Here is a 23,709-nt window from a genome sequence, read left to right as displayed (position 1 = left end):
CTGCTGGCGATCGCGCAACAGTGGATCATCAACCGGCAGCTGGGCCTCAATCGCAAGGCTTGATGGGAGTTTGCCCGGCAGATCCGGTCGGGTTCCATGTCCTGTGGAATCTGGCCGCGACAAGCCCCACACCTCGAAACGGTGGATGCAATCGGGGCCTTGAGACTGTCATATTCCCCATGCATCATTCGTTTTGCGGGGTTTGACCCGGGAGTGTTGCAGCAGGCTTTGAGAGCCGCGTTCGGGGCCGGGAGGCTCGCTGCAACAGTCTTGGCTCTGGGGGTTGAATGCTTTTGTAGCTGGCTCCCCTCCGCGCGAATCCGCAACGCCCTGTCCGGCTGGTCCGACAGGGCGTTTTTTCTGGCCGCGGCTCGGCGAGAATGCGCGCCATGCTCGCTCGACACCAGGACCCCATCGTCGCCATCGCCACTGCACCCGGACGGGGGGCCGTCGGCATCGTGCGGGTGTCCGGCCGTGGTCTGCAGGCGCTGATCCAGGCCCTCACCGGGCGCGCGCTGGTGCCGCGATATGCCACCTACCGCCCGTTCCTGGGCGCGGATGGTCAGGCCATCGACCAAGGGCTTGCGCTCTATTTCCCGGCACCCCACAGCTACACCGGCGAAGACGTGCTGGAGTTGCAGGCCCATGGCGGCCCGGTGGTGCTGCAGTTGCTGCTTGCCCGCTGCCTCCAGGCGGCAGCGGTGGAGGCCACGCTGCCGGGCCTTCGCCTGGCCGAGCCGGGCGAGTTCACCGAACGGGCGTTCCTGAATGACAAGCTGGATCTGGCGCAGGCCGAGGCGGTGGCAGACCTGATCGACGCCAGCACCGAGGCGGCGGCCCGCAGCGCGGTGCGGTCGCTCTCCGGAGCCTTCTCGGCGCGCATCACGGCCTTGCGCGACCGGCTCATCGAACTGCGCATGCTGGTCGAGGCGACGCTGGATTTTCCCGAAGAGGAGATCGATTTCCTGGAGAAGGCCGATGCCCGCGGTCGGCTCGATCGGCTGGCCGGGCAACTGGCCGCCGTGCTCGATGCCGCGCAGCAGGGCGCACTGCTGCGCGAGGGACTGAAGGTCGTGATTGCCGGCCAGCCCAATGCCGGCAAGAGTTCGCTGCTGAACGCGCTGGCCGGTGCCGAACTGGCCATCGTCACGCCGATCCCCGGTACCACGCGCGACAAGGTCAGCGAGACGCTGCAGATCGAGGGCGTGCCCGTCCACGTCATCGACACCGCCGGCCTGCGGTCCGACGAGGAGGCCAGCGACGAGGTCGAGCGCATCGGCATTGCGCGGAGCTGGGGGGCCATTGCCGAGGCGGATGCCGTGTTGCTGCTGCACGACCTGACGCGCTGTGACGATCCGGTCTACGCGGAAGCGGATCGCGCGATCGAGGCCCGCTTGCCGGACCGCCAGCGGCTGGTCCACATCTACAACAAGGCCGACGCGGCTCCCGCGGGGCGGGCCATGTCGGCCTTGGCCGTGTTGCCCGAAGGCAGCAAGGCGCTCGCGCTGTCGGCCAGAACCCATGACGGCCTGCAGACCTTGCGCGAGACGCTGTTGGCGCTGGCCGGCTGGCATGCTTCGCCGGAAGGGGTGTTCATTGCCCGCACGCGCCACCTGAAGGCATTGCGGCAAGCGCAGGACCATCTCGGGCAGGCGCGTGCCTGGGCCGTACAGGCCGATGCAGCGCTGGATCTTCTGGCCGAGGAGCTGCGTCTGGCCCACAATGCCCTGGGCGAGATCACGGGTGCCTATACGCCGGACGACCTGCTGGGTGACATATTCACGCGCTTTTGTATCGGCAAGTAGAAGATGCTCCCCTGTCGGCGGACTTGTTACGATCTGAATCAGTGTCAACCCGGGCACTCTGGCATGTTCAGCGCTCGGATGGGAACGCCACCATCAGCAGGAGTGCGCCATGGGTATTGATGAACTGATCGAGGCTGTCCAGTCCTACCGGGCGGACGATGCCTTTCGCGCACGCCTGGACCTGGGACAGTGGCGCCACTTTGCTGCCTACCTGACGGCCTACCAATTGCGCTCCGGCGACCTGCTGATCAAGCAGAACGACTGCGACCGGGCCGCCTACTTCGTCGGCCAGGGCACGTTGCAGGTCTACGTCAGCGGTGCCGCACCCGGCACCAGCCGCATTGCGCTGATGCGCCCTGGCGCGCTGGTCGGCGAAACGGGCCTCTTCAGCGACCAGCCGCACTCGGCCAATGTCGAGGCGATGACCCCTGCCATCGTCTGGGCGCTGCACCTGCCGCGCTTCGAGGAGTTGACCGCCCGCGCGCCGCTGATCGCCAACGAAGTGCTGCGGGCCGCCGGCGCCGTGATGGTGGCCCGGCTGCGTGCCAATCTGGCGTTGCGGGTCGCCGTGGCGTGAGACGCTGCGTCAGCGCTTGAGCAGGCGGCTTTCGGCCAGCGCCAGGGTTTCCGGCAGACCGCTGAGCACCAGCACATCCCCGCCGGCCAGCACCAGTTCCTCGTCGCCCATGGCCATGACCTGACCCGTTGAACGCCGCACGGAGACCACCGACACCCCCATGGCGTGCAGCGTCAGATCGCCCAGACGCTGGCCGACACTTGGCGCACCGGGTGGCAGGCTGACCGACTGCAGTCTTGCCTGCTGCAGTTCGCTGACGGTGTCGTCGTCGGCGCCATGGAAGTAGCCGCGCAGCAGGCCGTAGCGGGCATCCCGCGCATCCTGCGTGATGCGGATCACCCGCCGCATCGGCACGCCCACCAGCGCCAGCGCGTGGCTGGCCAGCATCAGCGAGCCTTCGAGTGCTTCCGGCACCACCTCGGTGGCGCCCGCCGCCCGCAGACGTTCCAGATCGGTGTCGTCCGGCGTGCGCACAACCACCGGCACGTGTGCGGCGTGTTCCCGCACATGCTGCAGCACCTTCAGCGCCGAGGGGGTGTCGTGGTAGGTGATGACCACCGCGGTGGCGCGCGACAGGCCCGCCGCGATCAGGCTCGGCAGCTTGGCCGCATCACCGAAGACGACGCTCTGGCCGGCAGCGGCGGCCTGACGCACACGGTCGGGATCGAGATCGAGCGCCATGTACGGGATGCGCTCCTGGTCGAGCAGCCGTGCCAGGTTCTGGCCACTGCGGCCGTAGCCGCAGATGATCAGGTGGGCTTCGGTGCGGATCGAGCGCTTGGCGATGGTCGTGAGCTGCACCGACTGCATCAGCCAGTCGGTGGCCGACAGCCGCATCACGATGCGGTTGCTGCCCATGATGATGAAGGGCGTGGCCAGCATCGACAGCACCATCGACGCCAGCACCGGGCTCATCCACTGCGTGCCGAGCAGCTTCACCTCGGCGCCCAGCGTGAGCAGCACGAAACCGAATTCGCCGGCCTGGGCCAGGTAGAGGCCCGTGCGGATCGCCACTCCGGGCGCCGAGCCGAACAGGCGCGACAGCACCGCCACCATGCCCGCCTTGGCCAGCACGGGCACCACGCTCAGCGCAAGCACCAGTGGCCATTGGTCCAGCACCGGCCGCCAGTCGAGCTTCATGCCGATGGTGATGAAGAACAGGCCCAGCAGCACGTCGTGGAACGGCCGGATGTCGGTCTCCACCTGGTGCTTGAACTCGGTCTCGGCGATCAGCATCCCGGCGACGAAGGCGCCCAGCGCCATCGACAGCCCCGCGTGCTCGGTCAGCCAGGACAGCCCGAGCGTGACGAGCAGGATGTTCAGGATGAACAGCTCCTCGCTCTTGCGCCGCACCACCAGCGTCAGCCACCAGCGCATCACCCGCTGCCCGCCCCACAGCAGCAGCACCAGCAGCGCGGCGGCCTTGGTCAGCGCGCTGCCCAGCGTGCGCCAGAGGTCGTCCCCGCCCTCGGCCAGCGCGGGGATCAGCACCAGCAGCGGCACCACGGCCAGATCCTGGAACAGCAGCACGCCCATGACGTTGCGGCCGTGCTCGCTCTCGAGTTCGAGGCGCTCGGCCATCATCTTGACGACGATGGCGGTGCTCGACATGGCCAGCGCGGCGCCGAGTGCCACCGCCGCCTGCCAGCCCAGGTCCCAGTGGCGGCCGAGCAGCGCGAAGACCACGGTCATCAGCATGTTGCCCAGCGCCGCGCCCAGCACGGTCAGCACCACCTGCCCGGCGCCCAGTCCGAACACCAGCCGCTGCATGCTGCGCAGCTTGGGCAGGTTGAACTCCAGCCCGATCACGAACATCAGGAAGACGACACCGAACTCCGCCAGGTAGCGGATGCCGGCCGAATCCCGGGCCAGGGCCAGCGCGTTGGGGCCGATCAGCACGCCGACGATCAGGTAACCCAGCATGGCAGGCAGTTTCAGCAGGCGGCAGCCGACGACGCCGATCACGGCGGCAAGCAGGTAGAGAAGCGCGAGATCGAGATTGCTGGCCATGCACCGTCCTAGAATCGCTCTATCCTAATTCAGCCCCGGCCCGAGATTCAGTGACTCCTGCCCATGCCGCACCTACCTTCGATGCCGAGCGGGCGATCCGCATGGCTTGTCAGACCCTGCGCATCGAGGCCGAAGCGTTGTTGCAACTTCAGGACCAGCAGGGCGCGGGGTTCGCGGCGGTGGTCCGGACGATCCTGCACGGCACCGGCCGCGTGGTCGTGATGGGCATGGGCAAGAGCGGCCATGTCGGGCGCAAGATCGCCGCGACACTGGCCTCCACCGGCACGCCGGCGCTGTTCGTGCACCCGGCCGAGGCCAGCCACGGCGACCTCGGCATGGTCACCCGCGGTGACGTGGTGCTGGCGATTTCCAATTCCGGCGAGAGCGATGAGCTGGCGGCGATCCTGCCGGCGCTCAAGCGGCTGGGCGTGACACTGGTCGGCATGACCGGCCGGCCCGAGTCGACGCTGGCGGCGCACGCCGACCTGGTGCTGTCGAACCGCGTGGCGCAGGAGGCCTGTCCGCTCAACCTGGCACCCACGGCCAGCACCACGGCGCAGCTCGCGCTGGGGGATGCGCTGGCGGTGGCCTTGCTGGATGCCCGCGGCTTCCGCGCCGAGGACTTCGCGCGCTCGCACCCGGGTGGTGCACTCGGCCGCAAGCTGCTCACGCATGTCCACGACATCATGCGGCAGGGGGATGCCGTGCCACGGGTCACGCCCGAGGCGGGCTGCGTCGAGATGATGCGCGAGATGAGCGCCAAGGGCCTGGGCGCGACCGCCATCGTCGATGCCGGTGGTCAGGCGATCGGTGTCTTCACCGACGGTGACCTGCGCCGCGCGGTCGAGCAGGGGACCGACCTGCGCACGCTGACCGCCGCGCAGCTCCTGCGGGGTGTGCGGCCGCGCAGCGTGCGCGCCGATGCGCTGGCGGTCGAGGCGGCCATGCTGATGGAGGAGGCCTGCATCACGACGCTGCTGGTCCACGACGCCGAGGGCCGCCTGATCGGCGCGCTCAACACCAACGACCTGATGCGCGCGAAGGTGATCTGACCATGGCGATCCCGACCCCTGTCTGGCCCCGCCCGGTCACGCCGACGCTGCAGTTGCCGCCGGAGTTGCTGCTGGCGGCGCAGCCCGTGCGCGCCGCGGTCTTCGATGTCGATGGCTGTCTGACGGACGGGCGCATCTACATCGGCGAGTCCGGCGAGACGGTCAAGGCCTTCAGCACCCTCGACGGCCACGGCATCAAGCTGCTGGCCCGGGCCGGCATCACGCCGATCGTGATCACGGGGCGTGATTCGCCGGCCGTGCGCCGGCGCTGTGCGGACCTGGGCATCGAACACGCGCTGTTCGGCATCCACGACAAGCTGGCGGCGGCCGAGCAGGTCCTGCAGACGTTGGCGCTGGACTGGCAGGCGCTGGCGGTCATCGGCGACGACTGGCCTGATCTGCCGCTGATGGTGCGCTGTGCGCTGGCCTGCGCGCCTGCCCAGGCGCACGCGGAAGTCAGGGCCGTGGCGCACCATGTCACGGCCATGCCGGGCGGGCAGGGTGCCGCCCGCGAGTTCTGCGATGTGCTCCTGATGGCTTCGGGGCAGTATGGCGACTTGCTGGCCGGGCATCTGACCACGCTGGACGGCGCGGCGCGCTGAGCCCGGGACTGTGGCTCCCCTCGACGACGACGTCACACCGGTACCTCTGCCGCCGCTGCTGAGCCGGCTGCCGGAGGCGGCTGGCCACCCTGTGCTGCCACGCAGCGTGCGCATGCGCCATGCGCTGCTGGGCAATCTGCCGCTGTTCCTGATGGCGCTGCTCGCGGCGGCGACCTGGTGGCTGGTCCAGAGCACACCATCACCCATGCCGGAGCGTGCACCTGCCGAGATCCGGCACGAGCCGGACTACGAGATGCATGGGTTTTCGGTGCAGCATTACGCGACAGTCGGTCCGGCGCGGGGTGTGATCGAAGGGGATGTGGTGCGCCACTACCCTGACACGGACACGCTGGAGATCGATGGCGTGCGCCTGCGCTGGCGCGACGACCAGGGGCACACGCTGCGCGCCACGGCAGCCCGTGCCGTCGCGACCGGCAATGGTGACGAGGTCCGGCTTGCCGGCGGTGTGACCGTGGTCCGCGATCTGCTGTCCGGAGAAGATGCGCCGATGACCTTCAGCAGCGAGGAGATGCTGTTTGACCGCCGCATTGACCAGGTCCGCAGCACCCGTCCGGTGACCTTGCAGCAAGGTGCCAGCCTCGTCGAGGCCCGCGCGCTGGTCTATGACCATGCCGACGGTCGGCTCGATCTGCAGGGGGCCGTGCGAGGGCATCTGCCCGCCAGGCGATGAACCAGGACCAGCTCGCGCGCGAGCGTTCCCCGCTGGTCTTCATCACCGGTGCTTCCAGCGGCATCGGGCAGGCGCTGGCCGCTGCCTATGCGCAGGAGGGGTGGCGGCTGGCGCTGGTGGCGCGGCGGGCGGACGTGGTGCGGCAGTGGCTGACCGCGCGGGGTCTGGGGCCGGAGCGGGCGGTCGTCTACCAGGCCGATGTACAGGACACCGATGCCATCGTCGCGGCGACGACGCGCTGTCTGGTCGAGCAGGGCTTGCCGCTGGTCGTCATCGCCAATGCGGGCCTCAGCGTCGGCATCGACACGGCGGAGCGGGCGGATCTGGACGTGCTGCGCGAGTTGTACGAGACCAATGTGATCGGCATGGCTGCCACCTTCCATGCATTCATCCGTCCGATGCGGCTGGCCCGCCGGGGTACGCTGGTCGGTGTGGCGAGCGTGGCCGCCATCCGTGGTCTGCCGGGACATGGGGGCTATTGCGGCAGCAAGGCGGCGGCGGTGGCCTATTGCGAAAGCCTGCGCGCGGAGTTGCATGCGGATGGACTGCGGGTGGTCACGCTGGTGCCGGGGTTCGTGGACACGCCGCTCACGCGTGGCAATCGGTACCCCATGCCTTTCCTGATCTCGCCGCACACCTTCGCCGAAAAGGCCTTGCCGCTGATTGCACGTGGAGCGCGGTTTGCGGTCGTGCCGTGGCCGATGGCCTGGGTGGTGGTGCTGCTGCGGTTGCTGCCGAGATGGTTGTACGACCGTGTGATCGCCGGTCGCGGACGCAAGCAGCGCCGCGGCGATCCGCCGAACTAGCTTGCTTGGTGTCTTGAAGTCTCAATGCAACAAGGCGGCAGATCTTGCGATCTGCCGCCTTGTCTTCATTCAGGGGCTGTACTTCGGTCAGAGCACCAGCGAATCGATGCTCTGGCGAAATCAGTAGCCGCCGCCGCCGTAGCCGCCACCACCGTAGCCGCCGCCGCCACTGCGACCACCGCCGGTGCCGCCGCCGCCTTCACGACGACCACCGCCGCCGTAGGGGCTGCGGAAACCGCCGCCACCGCCGCCGCCAGGGCCGCCAGCACCGCCGCCGCCACCGTAGCCGCCGCCGCCACCACCGCCGCCTTCACGACGGCCACCGCCGCCAGCACCGCCGCCGCCGTAGGGGCTGCGGAAGCCACCCGGACGCTCTTCACGCGGGCGGGCTTCGTTGACGACGATGGCACGGCCGGCGATCGCTTGGCCGTTCAGGCCATTGATCGCGGCTTGCGCTTCAGGATCCGAGCCCATTTCGACAAAACCGAAGCCCTTGGAGCGGCCGGTTTCGCGGTCCATCATGACCTTGGCGGAGCTGACCGCACCGAACTGGGAGAACGCGTCGTTCAGATCTTCGTCGCGGACGCTGTAGGCGAGATTGCCCACATAGAGTTTGTTGCCCATGGAAGAGCGCCTTTCAAGAAACAGGGTACCTGAGGTACCAGAGGACCATGTGGCGGAGCTACAGCCAGCACTCATTCCAGGGAACAGAGAAAAGGCGCCGCGTCCAATCACGAGGGATCATTATGTATGACGGTCAAGCGCTGTGAGCATCCCTACCGCAAGAAGTGTTGTAAGGCTGCGCAGATTTTTTGCACTGGCTGGTCTGTTTCGGGGCTGTTGCAGGGGTAAACCCCGAAACACCGCAGGCGCAGAATCACCACATGGACCTTTTCAAACCCCTGGTGGCGCTGCTCGCCATCGTCAATCCGATCGGCGTCGTGCCGTTCTTCATCCACTTTACCCAGCACCTGACGCCCGAACAGCGCCGCCGCACGATCCGGGTGTCGAGCTTCTCGGCCTTCGTTGTCATCGCCATCAGTGCGCTGGCCGGGCTGAAGGTGATCGAGTTCTTCGGCATTTCGCTGGCATCGTTTCAGGTGGGCGGAGGCACGCTGCTGTTGATCAGCGCGCTGCAGATGCTCAACGCCCAGCCAGCCGAGTCCCGTTCGGACGATGTCAGTGATGGCCAGCAGCGTGCCGACGCCGGGGACAGCATCGCCGTGGTGCCGCTCACCATTCCGCTGCTGACCGGGCCGGCCACGATCTCGACCATGGTGATCTACGCGGACCAGGCCCGCCACTGGTGGCATCTGGCCGCACTGGTGGGGTATGGCGTGGTCGTGGGGGCGGCCACGTTCCTCGCTTTCTCCGCGTCCGGTGCGATTGCGCGGCTGCTCGGCAAGACCGGCATCAACGTGATGACGCGGCTGATGGGCCTGATCCTCGCGGCACTCGCCGTGGAAATCATGGCCGAGGGCTTGACCAAGCTGTTCCCGATCCTGGCGTCGCATGTGAGCGGCTGACTGGCGTTTCGACCCAGTGTTTCCAGCGGCGCTTGCGCTTAGAGTGCAGGGCCACGGAGACCCCAGCACATGCCCAGTTTCGACTACATCGTCATCGGCGCCGGCACGGCAGGTGCCTTGATGGCCAACCGCCTCAGCGACGCCAAGGGCCTCAGCCGCGTCCTCCTGCTCGAAGCCGGCGGCCACGACGACTACCACTGGATTCACATCCCGGTCGGCTACCTCTACTGCATCGGCAACCCGCGTACCGACTGGCTCTACCAGACCCAGGCCGATCCGGGCCTCAACGGCCGCACGCTGCGCTACCCCCGCGGCAAGGTGCTGGGCGGTTGCTCCAGCATCAACGGCATGATCTACATGCGCGGCCAGTCGCGCGACTACGACCAGTGGGCCGCGCTGACCGGCGACGACACCTGGCGCTGGGACCAGTGCCTGCCGTACTTCCGCCAGCACGAGCACCACTGGCGGCTCGACCCCGATCAGGTGGCGCAAGCCCCCGAGGGCTTCAAGGCGCTGCACGGCCATGGCGGCGAGTGGCGCGTCGAGAAGCAGCGCCTGCGCTGGGACGTGCTCGACGCCTTTGCCCAGGCAGCGCAGCAGGCCGGCATTCCCGCCACCGACGACTTCAACCGTGGCACCAACGAGGGCGTGGGCTACTTCGAGGTCAACCAGAAAGCGGGCTTCCGCTGGAACACCGCCAAGGCCTTCCTGCGCCCGACCTGCTTCGGACGGCCGAACTTCGAGATGTGGACCGGCGCCCACGTCCGCCGGCTGCTGACCGAACGTGGCGCAGACGGCGCACTGCGTTGCACCGGCGCCGAGGTGGTCACGCCGCATGGGGTCGAGACCGTCACGGCCACCCGCGAGGTGATCCTGTGTGCCGGCAGCATCGGCAGCGTGCAGATCCTGCAACTCTCGGGCATCGGGCCGGGCGCGCTGCTCCGGCAGCATGGCCTTCCCGTCGTGCACGACCTGCCCGGTGTCGGCGAGAACCTGCAGGACCACCTGCAGATCCGCTCGGTCTACAAGGTGCAGGGCGTCCAGACACTCAACACCCTGGCCGCCACGCCCTGGGGCAAGGCCAAGATCGGGCTCGAATACCTGCTGCGCCGCACCGGGCCGATGAGCATGGCACCGTCGCAGCTCGGGGCCTTCACACGCACGTCGGAGGCCTTCACGTGGCCCAACATCGAGTACCACGTCCAGCCACTCTCGCTCGACGCCTTCGGCCAGCCGCTGCACGCGTTCAACGCCTTCACGGCGAGCGTGTGCAACCTCAACCCGACCTCGCGCGGCCATGTGCGCATCACCTCGCCGCGGCACGAGGACGCGCCCGCCATCTTCGCCAACTACCTCTCCACGCCCGAGGACCGGCAGGTGGCGGCCGACTCGCTGCGTGTGACCCGGCGCATCGTGGCGCAACCGGCGATGCAGCCCTACCAGCCCGAGGAATTCAAGCCAGGTGTGCAGTACCAGTCCGACGAGGACCTGGCGCGGCTGGCCGGTGACATCGCCACGACCATCTTCCACCCTGTGGGCACCTGCAGGATGGGCCGGGCGGACGACCCGATGGCGGTGGTGGATGCACGTCTGCGGGTGCGTGGTGTGGCCGGGCTGCGGGTGGTGGACGCGAGCGTGATGCCCACGATCACCAGCGGCAACACCAACTCGCCGACGCTGATGCTGGCCGAGCGGGCGGCACAGTGGGTGCTGGCGGACCGTCTGGCTTGACCAATGCCCTTTTTGGGGCGCCTCTGTGGCGTTACATGGGGACAACACGCCATGTTGGTGCGGGAAACCCCGGATATGTCGGTCGATCGCCAACCCCTACATTTCCGCCACTCGCAAACGCAGACCCTTCGTGGCTGCGTGCAGGAGCGAGGGACTGAGGAGACTGGTTCACCAAGCGCCAACAACAGGCGCCAACAACAACACCATCACCCTGCCACCAATAAAACATCCAGGCAGGTCTGACGCTCCGAACATGCAGCGCAAGAGCGCAGTGAGACAATTCAGAGGCACCGGTAACCCCGGTGCCTTTTGTTTTTCAGAGGGCGTGCGAGATGGAACTGGTGTGGGTGACGCTGGCGTCGGCCTTGGCGGGATTTGTCGACGCGATCGTCGGCGGGGGCGGGCTCGTCCTGGTGCCCGCGCTGTTCGCGGTCTATCCGGCGGCGGCACCGGCCACGCTGTTCGGCACCAACAAGGGGGCCGCTGTCTGGGGCACCGCCTGGGCGACGGCACAGTACGCCCGCCGGGTGACGATGAACTGGGCCACGCTGGTGCCGGCGGCGGCGGCGGCGCTGGCCTGCAGCTTTGCCGGGGCATGGCTGGTGACCCAGGTGCCCGCCACGGGCCTGCGGCGGGCCTTGCCGTTCATCCTGCTGGCGGTGCTGGTCTACACGCTGGTGCGCAAGGATCTGGGCCGTATCCACACGCCCGGTACGTCCGCCCGTCGAGAGGCCACGCAGGCCACACTGATCGGTGCCCTGGTGGGGTTCTACGACGGCTTCTTCGGCCCCGGAACAGGCAGTTTCTTCGTCTTCCTGTTCGTGCGCGTGCTGGGCTACGACTTCCTGCACGCATCGGCGGCGGCCAAGCTGCTCAACACGGCCACCAATGTCGCCGCGCTGGCGCTGTTTGCCTCGACGGGCCACATCTGGTGGCCCGTGGCGGCAACCATGGCCGTGGCCAACGTGGCTGGCAGCCTGCTGGGCGCACGGCTGGCATTGCGCCATGGCGCCGGCTTCGTGCGCGGCGTGTTCATCGTTGTGGTGGGCGCGCTGATCGTGCGCACCGGGTGGGACGCGCTGCGGCTCTGAACAGCGATCAGAACCGGTAGCGTTCGCCTCGGGTCAGCGCGAAGACGGGCAGCGGCAGGTCGAGCGCAGCGAGCTGGCCGGTGACCGCTGCCATCTCGCCGGGCTTGACGTGGGTGATGGCGATCGAGGTGTCACTGTCCACATCCAGATGCAGCAGTTCGGCCGCGAGCATGGACGGCGAGAGGTGGCGGCTGATCTCGGCCAGCGCGCGTTCGTCGTCGTTGAACGCCGTCTCGATCACCAGCTGCGCGATCGGGCGTCCGCGCAGACGTTCCCACAGCGCCGGGTTGGGCCCCGTGTCGCCGGTGAAGACCCACAGACCCGACGGCGTGTCCACGGCAAAGCCGCAGGCCGGCACCGTGTGCCAGGCGGGCAGCACCTCGATCTGCAATGTGCCCAGCGACAGGTGATCCCCAGTCTGGAAGGGCACCAGTTCCAGGATGGGGCGTTCCTTGTGCGGCAGACGGGTGAAGTCCGGCCAGATCACATTGTTGAAGACGTGCTGGCGCAGTGCGTCGAGCGTCTCGGCCAGTCCGTGCACCTGGATTGGCCGGAACGGCGTCATCGCCAGTCGGCGCTGCATGACGCTGTCCGCGATCAGAGGGATGCCCAGCACGTGGTCCAGATGCGAATGGGTCAGCACGATGTGATCGATCGCAGCCAGCTCGTCCAGTGTCAGATCGCCCACACCGGTTCCCGCGTCGACGAGCACATGCTCGTCCAGCAGGAAGGACGTGGTCCGGTTGTCGAGGGCGATCGAGCCCGAGCAGCCAAGGACACGCAGATTCATCAGGATTCCAGGTGAGGACTTGCAACAGAGACGGGCATGCTGCCCCGCACCTCACCTCGGCGCAAGCGAACCCCTGCGAACTTCCGCACTGCTTGTGCCCTGCCGTGGCCGCAAGCGCCTGTCGACGTGAACAAGCACACGGGCCATTCAGGGCTGCATGAACTGCATCTGCGTGCCGGCGAGCTCGATCACGTCGCCATCCTTCAGATGCACCGGATCGGACTGCACCGGGGCGCCGTTGACGGTCGGGCGGACATTGCCTTCCACATGGGCGAAAACGTAGCCGCCAGGACGCTTGGTGATCGAGGCCACCTGCACGCCGGGCTTGCCGACGGTGGTCACCACCTTGGTGAGCACCACCTCGCGCCCGGCGGCGGCACCCGACAGCACCCGGATGGAGGCCTGCGGCACGGTACCGGCCGCCAGTCCACCGAACCCGGAGGGCGGGAAGGCACTGGGCATCGTCGGCGCGGTCGGTCGGCCGTGCAGTCCAGGCTGGTTCTGGCCTGGCTTGAGGATCATGGTCTTCTCGTAATCGGAGCTGTCCTCGACCAGATACTTGATCTTGTATTTTCCGATTTCAATCGTGTCGTTGTGTTGCAGCAGCTGCTTCTTGATGGCCCGGCCGTTGATGTACGTGCCGTTGGTGCTGTTCTGATCTTCGATGTAGACATCCTGACCGACCATCTGCAGCACGGCGTGCTCCCCGCTGACGGCGAGGTTGTCGATCACGATGTCGTTGTAAGGACGCCGGCCCAAGGTGGTCTTGTCCTTGGTGAGCTGAACTTCCTTGATGACAACACCGTCCAGCGAAACAACAAGTTTGGGCATGAGCAACCTCTGAAGCTTGGCGTCTGGGACCTGGTCCCTTGATCTCAGCGCCGGAATGGCCACCACGCCTGGCCTGCAGCGGGCAGGGCGTGAACGGCTACCAGTATCACAGCGATATTATCCCGACCGCCTGCCTGATTGGCGGCATCGATCAGTGCCTGTGCCGCTTTGTCGATCTCGGCGTGCTCCCGGAGGACCGCGGAGATCTGCGCATCGTCCAGCATGTCCGACAGGCCATCCGAGCACATCAGGAACCAGTCATCGGGATGCACCGCGTGGACATGGGCTTCCAGCAGCACCACATCCTCCACGCCGACGGCCCGGGTCACCAGATTCTTCTGGTGGCTGTGGGCCGCCTGCTCGGGCGAGATCAGGCCGGCATCGATCTGTTCCTGCAGCAGCGAGTGGTCCCGGGTGAGCTGCATCAGGCGATCGTCGCGCCAGCGGTAGGCCCGCGAGTCGCCGATGTGGCCCAGCAGCAGCCGGCCGCCCCGGAACACGCCGACCACCAGCGTGGTGCCCATGCCGGCGTACTGCGGCTCGGCGTGGGCGGCATTGAAGATGGCACGGTTGGCGTTGTCCACGCAGACGTCCATGGCCCGGCGCACCTCGCGGTCCGACGCTTCTGGCCCCGCTTCGGTGAGCCACTGGCCGAGTTCGCGCTGGATGAAGGCCGTGGCCATGCCGCTGGCGACTTCGCCGGCGTTGTAGCCGCCCATGCCGTCGGCCAGCACCATCAGGCCAGCCGACTCGTCCAGGGCGACCGAGTCTTCGTTGTTGTTGCGGATGCGGCCTCGGTCGGTCGCGGAAAAGAACTCGAAAGTCATGGGGAAGACACGCGGGCGGTCCATGGATCAGCGGCGTGATTGTGACGCGGTGGCTTTCGGTGTGGGCATCTGCGCGGTGTGCGGGAATGGTCCCGCCGCGTATTCCTCCACCGATCCGAGCACGGGAAAGTCGTGGTGTTGAGATCTGCTGCGCTGCAGCATGGATGAAATCAGGTGCAGGTCGGTGGCGAGTTCGAGTCCGTCCGGATAGCGCAGCTCCGCGCGCTTGTCGAGCAGGATGCCCAGCACGTCCGCCAACGCCTCGGGCACCGAGGGCCGCAGGTTGCGCACGTCGGGTGCCGGCGTGTTGGCGATGGCGCCCATCAGCTCGGTCATCGTATGGCCCGACAGCGGCAACTCCCCGGTGAGCATGTGGAACATCAGCACGCCCAGCGAGTACAGGTCGCTGCGGCCATCGGCCTGGCGTCCGGCGATCTGCTCCGGCGACATGTAAGACGGCGAACCCAGGATCAGCCCCGTGCGGGTGCGGCTGGCGCCGGAGACGCGTGCGATGCCGAAGTCCGTGACCTTCACCTGCCCACGGGCCAGGTCGATCATGACGTTGGCTGGCTTGATGTCGCGGTGGACGACACCGAGCGCGTGCGCATGGGCCAGCGCGGTGGCGACCCGGGTGCCGATGGCCACGACGGTGGCCATCGGCAGGAGACTGCCGGCGCGCAGGTGCTGGGTCAGGTCGTGTCCGGTCAGGCGCTCCATGGCGATGTAGGCGATGCCGTGTTCCTCGCCGGTCCTGAACACCCGCACGATGTCGGTGTGCTGCAGTCGGCGTGCAGCCTCGGCCTCGCGGTGGAAACGCTGGCGGGCTTCCTGGAGCGCATAGCCGTCGAATTCGCGCGCCAGGGCCAGCGTCTTGACCGCGACTTCCTGCCCCGTGTCCGTGTCGTGTGCCAGATAGACCCGGCCCATGGCGCCACGGCCCAGTTCTCGATCGAGCTGGTAGGGGCCGAGGCGCGGCAGTTCGCGTGGGGCCTCGGCGGCGGTCAGCGCTGCGCTGGCGAGCACCTCGTCGCGCGACAGCGGCTGGGTCTTTTCGAGCGCCCGCACGGCGGCCTCGTCCGCGAAGTCATCCGGGTTCCGTGGAATCGGGCGGGTCTTCTCGTAGTCGTCCAGCTCCATCGACGCGGTCTCGGCCTCGGTGTCGTCAGGGGGCACCGTGTCCGGCCCGTCGTCGAGGCTGTGCTGGACCGTCGCCGGGGGCAGGGGCTTCGGCGTTGCAGGTGCGCCAGCAGGCACAGGCAGCGGCATCACGTCGAAGGTGGTGATGATGGTGTCGGCCATCGGTGCTTCGATCAGTGTGGGCGGTGTGGCGGTGCGCCGTGGCGTCAGGTGCTGCCAGTGCCCGTGCAGCTGCAGTCCGATCCAGCCGGCCAGCAGGCCGAACAGCGGAAGCGTCAGCGGCATCCAGATCCGCGCCTGTCCCAGCAGCAGATGCGGCACGAGCAGCAGCACGAGTCCGCTCACACCCGACAGGGCCAGCGCCGTGCCGCGTGTCGCCCGCGGCACGACCAGCAGCATGAATCCCGCCACCGCTGCCAGCAACAGCCAGGGCATCCACTGGGTCCAGCCTGGCTGCTGCACCCAGCGGCCGTTGACCAGCGACGAGGTGATGCGTGCGAGGGCCTCGGCCGGGTGGATCCAGCGTCCGTCGGGTAGCCGTACATGGCGTGCGGTCATGCCCATGTCATCGTGGCTGATGAGCACGATGCGTCCTTGCAGATGGGCGACGGTGGCTGGGTTGTCCAGCACGTCCTGTGCGCTGACGATGAGCAGGCCGGCCTGCGCCGCGGATCCGGCGGCCCACAGCGGCGCCAACCAGCCCTGTGCATCCACGGGCAGCAGGCGTCCGCCCAGGCGCGGTGGAGAGGCTTGCAGCGCGGTGTCGATCTGGGCCGGCGTGAGACCGCGGTGCATGCCGGCGGCCAGCACTGCCAGCGAACTGACGCGCCAGGCACCGACCTGTCGCTGCAGTTCATGGCGGCGCAGCACGTCGTCCGGATCGGGCTGGACTTCGGCGTGGCCGACGCCAGCCGCCGCGTCGCGCAGCAGCGGCAGCGGCCAGGGCGCTGCCAGCGGGGCACCTGCCGGGGTGCTGGCCCCGGCCGGCTGGCCCCTGGAGAGGATGGACGGCGAGGAAGGCGCCGATTCCGGCAGCGCCGCCAGACTCAGCAGCGTGCGCTGGTGGCGTTCCATGCTGGCGGCGAGACGGGCATCGCCGTCGAGGTTGAGTTCGCTGCGCTCCAGCATGGCCGGCAGTTCGGGATACCGGGCCAGGACCGGGTCGGCGGCGATGGTGGCGTGCAGGTGCTGCAGTTCGGCCAGTGCGCGTTCGCTCTCATGGCCGATGAACGGTTCGGTGTCGACGACGACGCTGGCCTGCACCAGCCGGTCGATCAGCCGTGCATGCAGGTCGCGCGGCCAGGGTGCGCGACCGTGGCGTGCCTGGCTGGCTTCGTCGATCATCACCAGAGCGACTTCCGAGGCCGGCACCGAGGCCGTGGTGCTGGTGATGGCCCGGTCGTAGAGCCATTGCTGTGGCAACTGGGCCAGATCGGTGCGGGCGTGCAGCCAGCTGACCACGCCGATCGAGAGCAAGGCCCAGGCCCAGTCCTGTTTCCAGAAGGTCGGGCGTGGGCTGGTCATGGTGGTCGGGCAGGAATGTGCAGTAACGGTCCGACAGTATCGCAGCGCCGGGGGGTTCTCCTGTGCTGCGACTGGCTTCAGACGGTTTGTTCGTCTGCGCGCTGCCCTGCTTCCTGGCGCTTGGCGAGTTGTTGGCCCACCACCACCACGGCTGCCGCGCAGAACAGGCGTATCGGAATCTCCAGGTTGTGCAGGTGCAGGTGGACCCAGTCGCTGACCGACGGATCGGTCATGCCCATCTCCGCCGCCACGAACCCGAGCAGCGCGGCGCCGACCGTGATGATGATCGGAAAGCGTTCCATCAGGCGCAGCAGCATGGTGCTGCCGAAGATGATCAGCGGGATCGACAGGCCCAGCCCTGCGATCAGCAGCGGAATGCGTGCTTCGAGCGGCGCGCTGTCTGCGGCCGCAGCCACGGCGATGACGTTGTCCAGGCTCATGACCAGATCGGCGACCAGGATGGTGCGGATGGCGGCGCCCGGCGACGAGCTGGCCGTGATGTCGCCGTCGCCTTCGTTTCCGGCGAGCAGCTGCACGCCCATCCACAGCAGCAGCACGGCGCCGATCAGTTTCAGGAAGGGGTATTGCAGCATCTGCACCGCGAACAGTGTCAGCACCACCCGCAGCACGATGGCCGCGCCGCTGCCGCCGAGGATGGCTGCACGCTGTTGCTTGGGAGGCAGACTCCGTGCAGCCAGCGCGATCACGACCGCGTTGTCACCGGAAAGCAGGATGTTGACCCAGATGATTTCCATCAGGGCGATCCAGATGATGGGGTCGGCCAGGTTCATGTCACGGTCGCGTAGAGGGGAGTCACCGAGCGTTCGGTGCCGGGGGCGCTTCAGTGCGTGACACCAAGAATCCGATGACACCACCCGTCGGTGCAGTCGATTTTGACAGTGCCCGCCGTGGATCTGTCCCCGGATGCCTTCTCAACACCAGAGGCAAGCAGTACCATTGCCGCGCAGTGCCGGTCCCACAGGCACATCACCATCCAAGACGGAGAACACACACATGGCAACTGCCAAGAAGGCCGCCGCGAAGAAGGCCCCCGCACAAGAAATCGCTGTGGCCGCACCCGTTGCTGCTCCGGTGGTCGAAGCCCCCGCGGCCGAGGTCAAGAAGCCCAATGCCGCCTTCATGAAGCCGATGAACCCTTCGAAGCTGCTCGCTGCAGTGGTTGGCAAGAATCCGCTGCCCCGCACCGAAGTGACCAAGAAGGTCTGGGAATACATCAAGCAGCACAACCTGCAGGACCCGGCCAACAAGCGCATGATCAACGCCGACAAGAAGCTCAAGGCGATCTTCGGCAAGGACCAGGTCTCGATGTTCGAGATGACCAAGCTGATCAGCAACCAGCTCTCCTGAGCCGGATCTCGTGGACCGCGTCGCGGTTCATGGCATGCAGAAAGCCCGGCACCGCCGGGCTTTCCTGCGTCTGGGGCCTCAAGCGGGCTTCAAAGCCCCAGGCCTTCCTCGACACCGAGGTGCACGTTCATCGACTGCACCGCCGCACCGCTGGCACCCTTGCCCAGGTTGTCCAGGCGCGCCATCAGCAGCACCTGCTCGCCATTGGCGAACACGAACAGATCGACCCGGTTGGTGTCGTTGCAGCCCTGCACGTCGAAGAAACCGCCGTCCATCGTCGCTGGGTCATTGAGCGGCATCACGCGCACGAAGGGCTCGCCCGCGTAGTGCTCGGCGAAGGCCGCATGCAGGCGCTCGGCCGTGGCGCCGGGTGCCAGCTGCGCACGGTGCAGCGGGATCGTCACCGACAGGCCCTTGTAGAAGTTGCCGACCACCGGCACGAAGATCGGCTTGGTCGTCAGCCCGGTGTGGGTCATCATTTCCGGGATGTGCTTGTGCGCCAGCCCCAGCGCGTAGGGGCGCGGCGATTGCAGCTTCACGTCGCCGCCTGCCTCGTACTGCTCGATCATCTTCTTGCCGCCACCGGAGTAGCCGGTCAGCGATGTGGCACTCACGGGCAGCGCCGAGGGCACGAGTCCGGCGTCGACCAGCGGACGCATCAGCAGGATGAAGGCGCTGGCGTGGCAGCCCGGGTTGGCGATGCGCTTGGACGCACGCAGTTGCTCGCGCTGGCCCGGTGCCAGCTCCGGCAGGCCGAAGGCCCAGCCCGGCACGGTGCGGTGCGCGGTGCTGGCGTCGATCAGGCAGGTGTCCGGATTGGTGATCAGCGCGGCGGCTTCGACCGCGGCGGCATCCGGCAGGCACAGGAAGGCCACATCGGCCGCGTTGAGCAGCCGGGCGCGCTCGGCAGCGTCCTTGCGCTTGTCGGGGTCGATGCGCAGGACCTCGATGTCGGCGCGGCTGGCCAGATACTCGTGGATGCGCAAGCCCGTCGTGCCTTCCTGGCCGTCGACAAACACTGCATGCTTCATGGGGGAACCTCGTGATCGGTGGAACGCGAAAGAATACGGCATGGACATGACGATGAACACCTCTGCGGCCTGGAAGGCCTGCCGCGTGCTGCTGCTGCCGGGCTGGCTCGGCTCCGGCGAAGGGCACTGGCAGACGCGCTGGGCGGCATTGCACGGCTTCACGCTGGTCGAGCAGGACGACTGGACCTGGCCGCGCCGCGGCGACTGGATGGCGCGGCTCGACGATGTGCTGCTGTCGGACCCGCGTCCGGCACTGCTGGTCGCGCACAGCCTGGGCTGCCAGCTCGTGGCGGCATGGGCTGCACACAGCCGCCACACCGGCCGTGTGCGGGGCGCGCTGCTGGTGGCACCGCCCGACACCGAGCGTGACGACATGCCGCCACAGCTGCACAACTGGCGGCCGATGCGCCGCGGGCGCTTGCCGTTCGCGGCGACGGCGGTGGTGTCGTCGGACGATCCGTATTGCGCCCCGGACCGCGCCGCCGGACTGTGCGTCGACTGGGGGGCCCGGGCGGTGGTTGCGGGTCCGCGTGGTCACCTCAACGCCGAGTCCGGTCTGGGCGACTGGCCTGATGGACTTGCGCTGGTGGCCGCCTTGGCGGGGGCACTGGTGAATGCCCCCAGCGTTCAGCCCTGAAACCACGCCAATATCGCGGACAATCGCTGGATGGTCACCAAGAAGCCCAAAGGTCTCGGTCGCGGTCTGGAAGCCCTGCTCGGGCCGCAGGTCAGCGATGTCACGCCACAGCCCGGCGGCAAGGAGAGGCATCCCGGTGCCGTCCAGCTCGACCAGCTCCTGCCCGGCAAGTACCAGCCACGCACCCGCATGGACGAAGGCTCGTTGTTCGAGCTGGCCGAGAGCATCAAGACCCAGGGTGTGATGCAGCCGGTGCTGGTGCGCCCCGTGGCGTCGCGCGACGGGCTGCCGATGTACGAGATCATCGCTGGCGAGCGCCGCACCCGTGCCGCGCGGCTGGCGGGGCTGGACGAGGTGCCGGTGCTGGTGCGCGACGTGCCGGACCAGGCCGCCGCGGTGATGGCGCTGATCGAGAACATCCAGCGCGAAGACCTCAACCCGCTCGAAGAAGCGCACGGCGTGCAGCGCCTGATCCGTGACTTCGGGCTGACCCACGACAGCGCCGCGCAGGCCATCGGCCGCTCGCGCAGTGCGACCAGCAACCTGCTGCGTCTGCTCAACCTGGCCGAACCGGTGCAGCAGATGCTCACCGCCGGCGACATCGACATGGGCCATGCCCGCTCGCTGCTGTCGCTCGACCGGGTGCACCAGATCACCTGCGCCAACGAGATCGTCGGGCGCAAGCTCTCGGTGCGGGAAGCGGAAAAACTCGTCAACCGCCAGCACGGTCTGGCCAGGCCCGGGGCGTCTGAACGGGCTGTACCGGCCAAGTCACGCGATGTGCAGCGGCTCGAATCGCTGCTGTCGGATCTGCTGACCGCCCAGGTCGAGATCCGCGTGAAAAAGCGCACCCGCCGCGGCGAGCAGGGCGAAGTCGCCATTGCCTTCGGCTCGCTCGACGAACTTGGCGGTCTGCTCGACCGCCTCGGCGCCACCGAGCGCTGAGCACGGTGCGCCGCGCTGCGCCACCCGGTTCCGGGTGGCTTTCATTTCGCTGATCGACCCCGACCCGAGTGTTGTTGCCAATCGTACGATCCGTCACGATCAGGCTCGACATGTTCCGGTGTTGACCTCAGGCAGGCACAGGCATTGCTGGTGTCAACGCGGACTGCTGTCCTGACGTAGTGGAATGGCAGAGGCTGGTGGTCAGTGATGGAAGTCGCGGCTCCCGGTGCGCAAGTGGAAATGCCACCCGAGTACCGGGTTCTTCCAGGGACCGCGTGGCTCAAGTTGGAACGAAGCTGACATTGCCGAGTCACACAAACGCGGATCCACCGCGCTTGCAGACCAACGGAAAGTTCTGATGGCGCCTCGCACCCGGGTGCGGGACTCCATCAGATCTTCCCTGGTGGCGCGACACTGAGCCTGTCGCCCATCGCCTGACTTCATACAGGAGGCCTGCAATGGACGTGATCAGCAATTTCGCCGCCCGCTACGAGCGCACCCGCGAGGAGGAAATCTCGCTGGAAGACTACCTCGACGAGTGCAAGCGCAACCCCTTGGCCTATGCCTCGGCCGCCGAGCGCATGCTCAAGGCCATCGGTGAACCCAAGTCGATCGACACCCGCAACGACACCCGCCTGTCGCGGCTGTTCGCCAACAAGATCATCAAGATCTACCCGGCCTTCGCCGAGTTCTACGGCATGGAGGACGCGATCGAGCAGGTCGTTTCCTACTTCCGCCACGCCGCGCAAGGGCTGGAGGAAAAGAAGCAGATCCTCTACCTGCTCGGCCCGGTGGGCGGCGGCAAGAGTTCCATCGCCGAGCGTCTGAAACAGCTCATGCAGGAGGTGCCGTTCTACGCGATCAAGGGCTCGCCGGTGAACGAGTCGCCGCTGGGGCTGTTCGATCCGGCCGAGGATGGTGCCGTGCTGGAGAAGGAATACGGTATCCCGGTGCGTTACCTCAACCGCGTGATGAGCCCGTGGGCGGTCAAGCGGCTCGAAGAGTTCGGCGGCGACATCCGCCGCTTCAAGGTGGTCAAGCGCTATCCGTCGATCCTCAAGCAGGTCGGCATCGCCAAGACCGAGCCAGGCGACGAGAACAACCAGGACATCAGCGCCCTGGTCGGCAAGGTGGACATCCGCAAGCTGGAGACCTTCGCCCAGGACGACCCGGACGCCTACAGCTACTCGGGTGGCCTGTGCCTGGCCAACCAGGGGATGCTGGAGTTCGTCGAGATGTTCAAGGCGCCGATCAAGGTGCTGCACCCGCTGCTGACCGCGACACAGGAAGCCAACTTCAAGGGCACGGAAGGCTTTGGCGCCATCCCCTTCGACGGCATCGTGCTGGCGCACAGCAACGAGAGCGAGTGGAAGACCTTCCGCAACAACAAGAACAACGAGGCCTTCCTCGACCGGATCTACATCGTCAAGGTGCCGTACTGCCTGCGGGTGTCGGAAGAGGTGAAGATCTACGAGAAGCTGCTGCGTGGCTCGTCGCTTTCGGGTGCGACCTGCGCGCCGGGCACGCTGAAGATGATGAGCCAGTTCGCCATGCTCACGCGCCTGAAGGAGCCGGAGAACTCCAGCCTCTACAGCAAGATGATGATCTACGACGGCGAGAACCTGAAGGACACCGACCCGCGCGCCAAGAGCTACCAGGAGTACCGCGACTACGCCGGTGTGGACGAGGGCATGAGCGGCATCTCGACGCGTTTCGCCTACAAGATCCTCTCCAAGGTCTTCAACTTCGACAACACCGAGCTGGCGGCCAACCCGGTCCACCTGATGTACGTGCTGGAAAAGCAGATCGAGCGCGAGCAGTTCCCTGCCGAGACCGAGTCGAAGTACATCGGCTACATCAAGGAGCTGCTGGCGCCGCGCTACGCCGAGTTCATCGGCAAGGAGATCCAGACCGCCTACCTGGAAAGCTACTCTGAGTACGGCCAGAACATCTTCGACCGCTACGTGACGTATGCCGACTACTGGATCCAGGACCAGGAGTACCGCGACACGGACACGGGCGAGGTGTTCGACCGCGGCTCGCTGAACGGCGAGCTGGAGAAGATCGAGAAGCCGGCCGGCATCGCCAACCCGAAGGATTTCCGCAACGAGATCGTCAACTTCGTGCTGCGGGCCCGTGCCCACAATGGCGGCAAGAACCCGGTCTGGACCAGCTACGAGAAGCTGCGCGCGGTGATCGAGAAGAAGATGTTCTCGAACACCGAGGAGCTGCTGCCGGTCATCAGCTTCAACGCCAAGGCGAGCAACGACGAGGCCAAGAAGCACGAGGACTTCGTCAACCGCATGGTGCTCAAGGGCTACACGCCCAAGCAGGTGCGCCTGCTGTGCGAGTGGTACCTGCGCGTGCGCAAGTCGAGCTGAGGCCCCGGCCGCCCCGGCTCCGGGAGGCCCCGGGGCAGCCAACCATTGCAAGGTGAACCATGTTCCAGCAGATCATCGACCGCAGGCTCTCCGGCAAGAACAAGTCGATCGGCAACCGCGAGCGCTTCCTGCGCCGTTACAAGGACCAGATCCGGGGGGCCGTGCGCCGGGCCATCGACGGGCGCGGCATCCGCGACCTGGAGCGTGGCGAGGACATCCACATCCCGAAGAAGGACATCAGCGAGCCGGTGTTCCACCATGGGCAGGGCGGCCAGCGCGACATGGTCCACCCCGGCAACCAGGACTACGTGGCCGGGGACCGCATCAAGCGGCCCAAGGGCTGTCTC

Annotated in this window: 22 protein-coding genes; 14 read left to right on the top strand and 8 right to left on the bottom strand. The window is 67.3% G+C overall.

Annotated features, from left to right (window positions below; translation table 11 throughout):
• The first annotated feature begins 389 nt into the window (after window positions 1-389).
• A complete protein-coding gene (gene mnmE / locus AB3X43_RS12300; RefSeq protein WP_369430146.1) occupies window positions 390-1,805 on the top strand; it encodes a tRNA uridine-5-carboxymethylaminomethyl(34) synthesis GTPase MnmE in 1,416 nt (471 codons plus the stop codon).
• A gap of 109 nt (window positions 1,806-1,914) precedes the next feature.
• Window positions 1,915-2,382, top strand: coding sequence for a cyclic nucleotide-binding domain-containing protein (locus AB3X43_RS12295; protein ID WP_369430145.1), 468 nt, complete (start codon window positions 1,915-1,917; stop codon window positions 2,380-2,382).
• A gap of 9 nt (window positions 2,383-2,391) precedes the next feature.
• On the opposite strand, the gene AB3X43_RS12290 is transcribed toward AB3X43_RS12295, so the two are convergent.
• Complete coding sequence (locus tag AB3X43_RS12290) at window positions 2,392-4,392, bottom strand: monovalent cation:proton antiporter family protein (RefSeq protein WP_369430144.1); 2,001 nt, start codon at window positions 4,390-4,392, stop codon at window positions 2,392-2,394.
• Window positions 4,393-4,442: 50 nt separating this feature from the next.
• Here AB3X43_RS12290 and AB3X43_RS12285 point away from each other — a divergent pair, with 50 nt between their 5' ends.
• Genes AB3X43_RS12285 through AB3X43_RS12270 form a run of 4 tightly spaced genes read left to right on the top strand, consistent with a single transcriptional unit; the run spans window position 4,443 to window position 7,543 of the window.
• A complete protein-coding gene (locus AB3X43_RS12285) occupies window positions 4,443-5,444 on the top strand; it encodes a KpsF/GutQ family sugar-phosphate isomerase (protein ID WP_473965115.1) in 1,002 nt (333 codons plus the stop codon).
• A 2-nt stretch (window positions 5,445-5,446) separates the two neighbouring features.
• Entirely contained in the window at window positions 5,447-6,046 is a 600-nt protein-coding gene (locus tag AB3X43_RS12280; RefSeq protein WP_369430143.1) for a KdsC family phosphatase, read from the top strand.
• A gap of 10 nt (window positions 6,047-6,056) precedes the next feature.
• Window positions 6,057-6,737 carry an LPS export ABC transporter periplasmic protein LptC gene (lptC, locus tag AB3X43_RS12275; protein ID WP_369430142.1) on the top strand — a complete coding sequence of 227 codons (681 nt, stop codon included), beginning with the start codon at window positions 6,057-6,059 and terminating at the stop codon, window positions 6,735-6,737.
• Window positions 6,734-7,543 carry an SDR family oxidoreductase gene (locus AB3X43_RS12270; RefSeq protein ID WP_369430141.1) on the top strand — a complete coding sequence of 270 codons (810 nt, stop codon included), beginning with the start codon at window positions 6,734-6,736 and terminating at the stop codon, window positions 7,541-7,543. The genes lptC and AB3X43_RS12270 overlap by 4 nt, the downstream gene beginning before the upstream one ends.
• Window positions 7,544-7,663: 120 nt before the next feature.
• On the opposite strand, the gene AB3X43_RS12265 is transcribed toward AB3X43_RS12270, so the two are convergent.
• Window positions 7,664-8,167 carry an RNA recognition motif domain-containing protein gene (locus AB3X43_RS12265; RefSeq protein WP_369430140.1) on the bottom strand — a complete coding sequence of 168 codons (504 nt, stop codon included), beginning with the start codon at window positions 8,165-8,167 and terminating at the stop codon, window positions 7,664-7,666.
• Between the two features lie 260 nt (window positions 8,168-8,427).
• Between AB3X43_RS12265 and AB3X43_RS12260 the strand changes: the two genes are divergently transcribed.
• The 3 genes from AB3X43_RS12260 to AB3X43_RS12250 all read left to right on the top strand — a co-directional run bounded on the left by AB3X43_RS12260 (window position 8,428) and on the right by AB3X43_RS12250 (window position 11,891).
• A complete protein-coding gene (locus AB3X43_RS12260; RefSeq protein ID WP_369430139.1) occupies window positions 8,428-9,069 on the top strand; it encodes a MarC family protein in 642 nt (213 codons plus the stop codon).
• A 69-nt stretch (window positions 9,070-9,138) separates the two neighbouring features.
• Window positions 9,139-10,800 carry a GMC family oxidoreductase gene (locus AB3X43_RS12255; RefSeq protein WP_369430138.1) on the top strand — a complete coding sequence of 554 codons (1,662 nt, stop codon included), beginning with the start codon at window positions 9,139-9,141 and terminating at the stop codon, window positions 10,798-10,800.
• A 332-nt stretch (window positions 10,801-11,132) separates the two neighbouring features.
• Window positions 11,133-11,891: a sulfite exporter TauE/SafE family protein gene (locus tag AB3X43_RS12250; protein ID WP_369430137.1), complete on the top strand. Its 759-nt coding sequence runs from the start codon at window positions 11,133-11,135 to the stop codon at window positions 11,889-11,891.
• 7 nt (window positions 11,892-11,898) lie between these two features.
• On the opposite strand, the gene AB3X43_RS12245 is transcribed toward AB3X43_RS12250, so the two are convergent.
• From AB3X43_RS12245 to AB3X43_RS12225, 5 genes are all read right to left on the bottom strand, one after another.
• The gene (locus AB3X43_RS12245) at window positions 11,899-12,681 is read right to left on the bottom strand and encodes an MBL fold metallo-hydrolase (RefSeq protein ID WP_369430136.1); all 783 of its coding nucleotides are present in this window, start codon (window positions 12,679-12,681) and stop codon (window positions 11,899-11,901) included.
• Between the two features lie 147 nt (window positions 12,682-12,828).
• A complete protein-coding gene (locus AB3X43_RS12240; RefSeq protein WP_369430147.1) occupies window positions 12,829-13,512 on the bottom strand; it encodes an FHA domain-containing protein in 684 nt (227 codons plus the stop codon).
• Window positions 13,513-13,556: 44 nt separating this feature from the next.
• Window positions 13,557-14,339: a Stp1/IreP family PP2C-type Ser/Thr phosphatase gene (locus AB3X43_RS12235; protein WP_369430135.1), complete on the bottom strand. Its 783-nt coding sequence runs from the start codon at window positions 14,337-14,339 to the stop codon at window positions 13,557-13,559.
• A gap of 27 nt (window positions 14,340-14,366) precedes the next feature.
• Complete coding sequence (locus tag AB3X43_RS12230) at window positions 14,367-17,000, bottom strand: CHASE2 domain-containing serine/threonine-protein kinase (RefSeq protein ID WP_369430134.1); 2,634 nt, start codon at window positions 16,998-17,000, stop codon at window positions 14,367-14,369.
• 77 nt (window positions 17,001-17,077) lie between these two features.
• Entirely contained in the window at window positions 17,078-17,791 is a 714-nt protein-coding gene (locus tag AB3X43_RS12225; protein ID WP_369430133.1) for a TerC family protein, read from the bottom strand.
• Window positions 17,792-18,014: 223 nt separating this feature from the next.
• Between AB3X43_RS12225 and AB3X43_RS12220 the strand changes: the two genes are divergently transcribed.
• Window positions 18,015-18,368, top strand: a complete 354-nt coding sequence (locus AB3X43_RS12220; protein ID WP_369430131.1) for an SWIB/MDM2 domain-containing protein — start codon at window positions 18,015-18,017, stop codon at window positions 18,366-18,368.
• Window positions 18,369-18,457: 89 nt separating this feature from the next.
• Here AB3X43_RS12220 and argC read toward each other — a convergent pair whose 3' ends face one another.
• Window positions 18,458-19,399 carry an N-acetyl-gamma-glutamyl-phosphate reductase gene (argC, locus tag AB3X43_RS12215; protein WP_369430130.1) on the bottom strand — a complete coding sequence of 314 codons (942 nt, stop codon included), beginning with the start codon at window positions 19,397-19,399 and terminating at the stop codon, window positions 18,458-18,460.
• Between the two features lie 52 nt (window positions 19,400-19,451).
• Between argC and AB3X43_RS12210 the strand changes: the two genes are divergently transcribed.
• From AB3X43_RS12210 to AB3X43_RS12195, 4 genes are all read left to right on the top strand, one after another.
• Entirely contained in the window at window positions 19,452-20,036 is a 585-nt protein-coding gene (locus AB3X43_RS12210; RefSeq protein WP_369430129.1) for an RBBP9/YdeN family alpha/beta hydrolase, read from the top strand.
• A 30-nt stretch (window positions 20,037-20,066) separates the two neighbouring features.
• On the top strand, window positions 20,067-20,981 hold the full coding sequence (locus tag AB3X43_RS12205) for a ParB/RepB/Spo0J family partition protein (protein WP_369430128.1): 915 nt from the start codon (window positions 20,067-20,069) through the stop codon (window positions 20,979-20,981).
• Between the two features lie 458 nt (window positions 20,982-21,439).
• A complete protein-coding gene (locus AB3X43_RS12200) occupies window positions 21,440-23,362 on the top strand; it encodes a PrkA family serine protein kinase (RefSeq protein ID WP_369430127.1) in 1,923 nt (640 codons plus the stop codon).
• Window positions 23,363-23,421: 59 nt separating this feature from the next.
• Window positions 23,422-23,709: DUF444 family protein (locus AB3X43_RS12195; protein ID WP_369430126.1), on the top strand; the 288-nt coding region annotated here is incomplete at its 3' end.

This window comes from Sphaerotilus sp. (genome assembly GCF_041083715.1).
Classification (GTDB): Bacteria; Pseudomonadota; Gammaproteobacteria; order Burkholderiales; family Burkholderiaceae_C; genus Sphaerotilus.
The sequence above is the reverse complement of the archived record's forward strand: the minus strand, read 5'-3'. Positions and strand labels throughout refer to the sequence as shown.

Bases quoted from the DNA above. Each gene is read 5' to 3' on its own strand.
- AB3X43_RS12265 (WP_369430140.1), bottom strand. From the start codon at position 8,167: ATGGGCAACAAACTCTATGTGGGCAATCTCGCCTACAGCGTCCGCGAC.
- AB3X43_RS12290 (WP_369430144.1), bottom strand. From the start codon at position 4,392: ATGGCCAGCAATCTCGATCTCGCGCTTCTCTACCTGCTTGCCGCCGTG.
- AB3X43_RS12270 (WP_369430141.1), top strand. From the start codon at position 6,734: ATGAACCAGGACCAGCTCGCGCGCGAGCGTTCCCCGCTGGTCTTCATC.
- AB3X43_RS12200 (WP_369430127.1), top strand. From the start codon at position 21,440: ATGGACGTGATCAGCAATTTCGCCGCCCGCTACGAGCGCACCCGCGAG.
- AB3X43_RS12205 (WP_369430128.1), top strand. From the start codon at position 20,067: ATGGTCACCAAGAAGCCCAAAGGTCTCGGTCGCGGTCTGGAAGCCCTG.
- AB3X43_RS12245 (WP_369430136.1), bottom strand. From the start codon at position 12,681: ATGAATCTGCGTGTCCTTGGCTGCTCGGGCTCGATCGCCCTCGACAAC.
- AB3X43_RS12280 (WP_369430143.1), top strand. From the start codon at position 5,447: ATGGCGATCCCGACCCCTGTCTGGCCCCGCCCGGTCACGCCGACGCTG.
- AB3X43_RS12210 (WP_369430129.1), top strand. From the start codon at position 19,452: ATGAACACCTCTGCGGCCTGGAAGGCCTGCCGCGTGCTGCTGCTGCCG.
- AB3X43_RS12295 (WP_369430145.1), top strand. From the start codon at position 1,915: ATGGGTATTGATGAACTGATCGAGGCTGTCCAGTCCTACCGGGCGGAC.
- AB3X43_RS12220 (WP_369430131.1), top strand. From the start codon at position 18,015: ATGGCAACTGCCAAGAAGGCCGCCGCGAAGAAGGCCCCCGCACAAGAA.
- AB3X43_RS12255 (WP_369430138.1), top strand. From the start codon at position 9,139: ATGCCCAGTTTCGACTACATCGTCATCGGCGCCGGCACGGCAGGTGCC.
- AB3X43_RS12240 (WP_369430147.1), bottom strand. From the start codon at position 13,512: ATGCCCAAACTTGTTGTTTCGCTGGACGGTGTTGTCATCAAGGAAGTT.
- AB3X43_RS12230 (WP_369430134.1), bottom strand. From the start codon at position 17,000: ATGACCAGCCCACGCCCGACCTTCTGGAAACAGGACTGGGCCTGGGCC.
- AB3X43_RS12225 (WP_369430133.1), bottom strand. From the start codon at position 17,791: ATGAACCTGGCCGACCCCATCATCTGGATCGCCCTGATGGAAATCATC.
- argC (WP_369430130.1), bottom strand. From the start codon at position 19,399: ATGAAGCATGCAGTGTTTGTCGACGGCCAGGAAGGCACGACGGGCTTG.
- AB3X43_RS12250 (WP_369430137.1), top strand. From the start codon at position 11,133: ATGGAACTGGTGTGGGTGACGCTGGCGTCGGCCTTGGCGGGATTTGTC.
- AB3X43_RS12260 (WP_369430139.1), top strand. From the start codon at position 8,428: ATGGACCTTTTCAAACCCCTGGTGGCGCTGCTCGCCATCGTCAATCCG.
- AB3X43_RS12235 (WP_369430135.1), bottom strand. From the start codon at position 14,339: ATGACTTTCGAGTTCTTTTCCGCGACCGACCGAGGCCGCATCCGCAAC.
- mnmE (WP_369430146.1), top strand. From the start codon at position 390: ATGCTCGCTCGACACCAGGACCCCATCGTCGCCATCGCCACTGCACCC.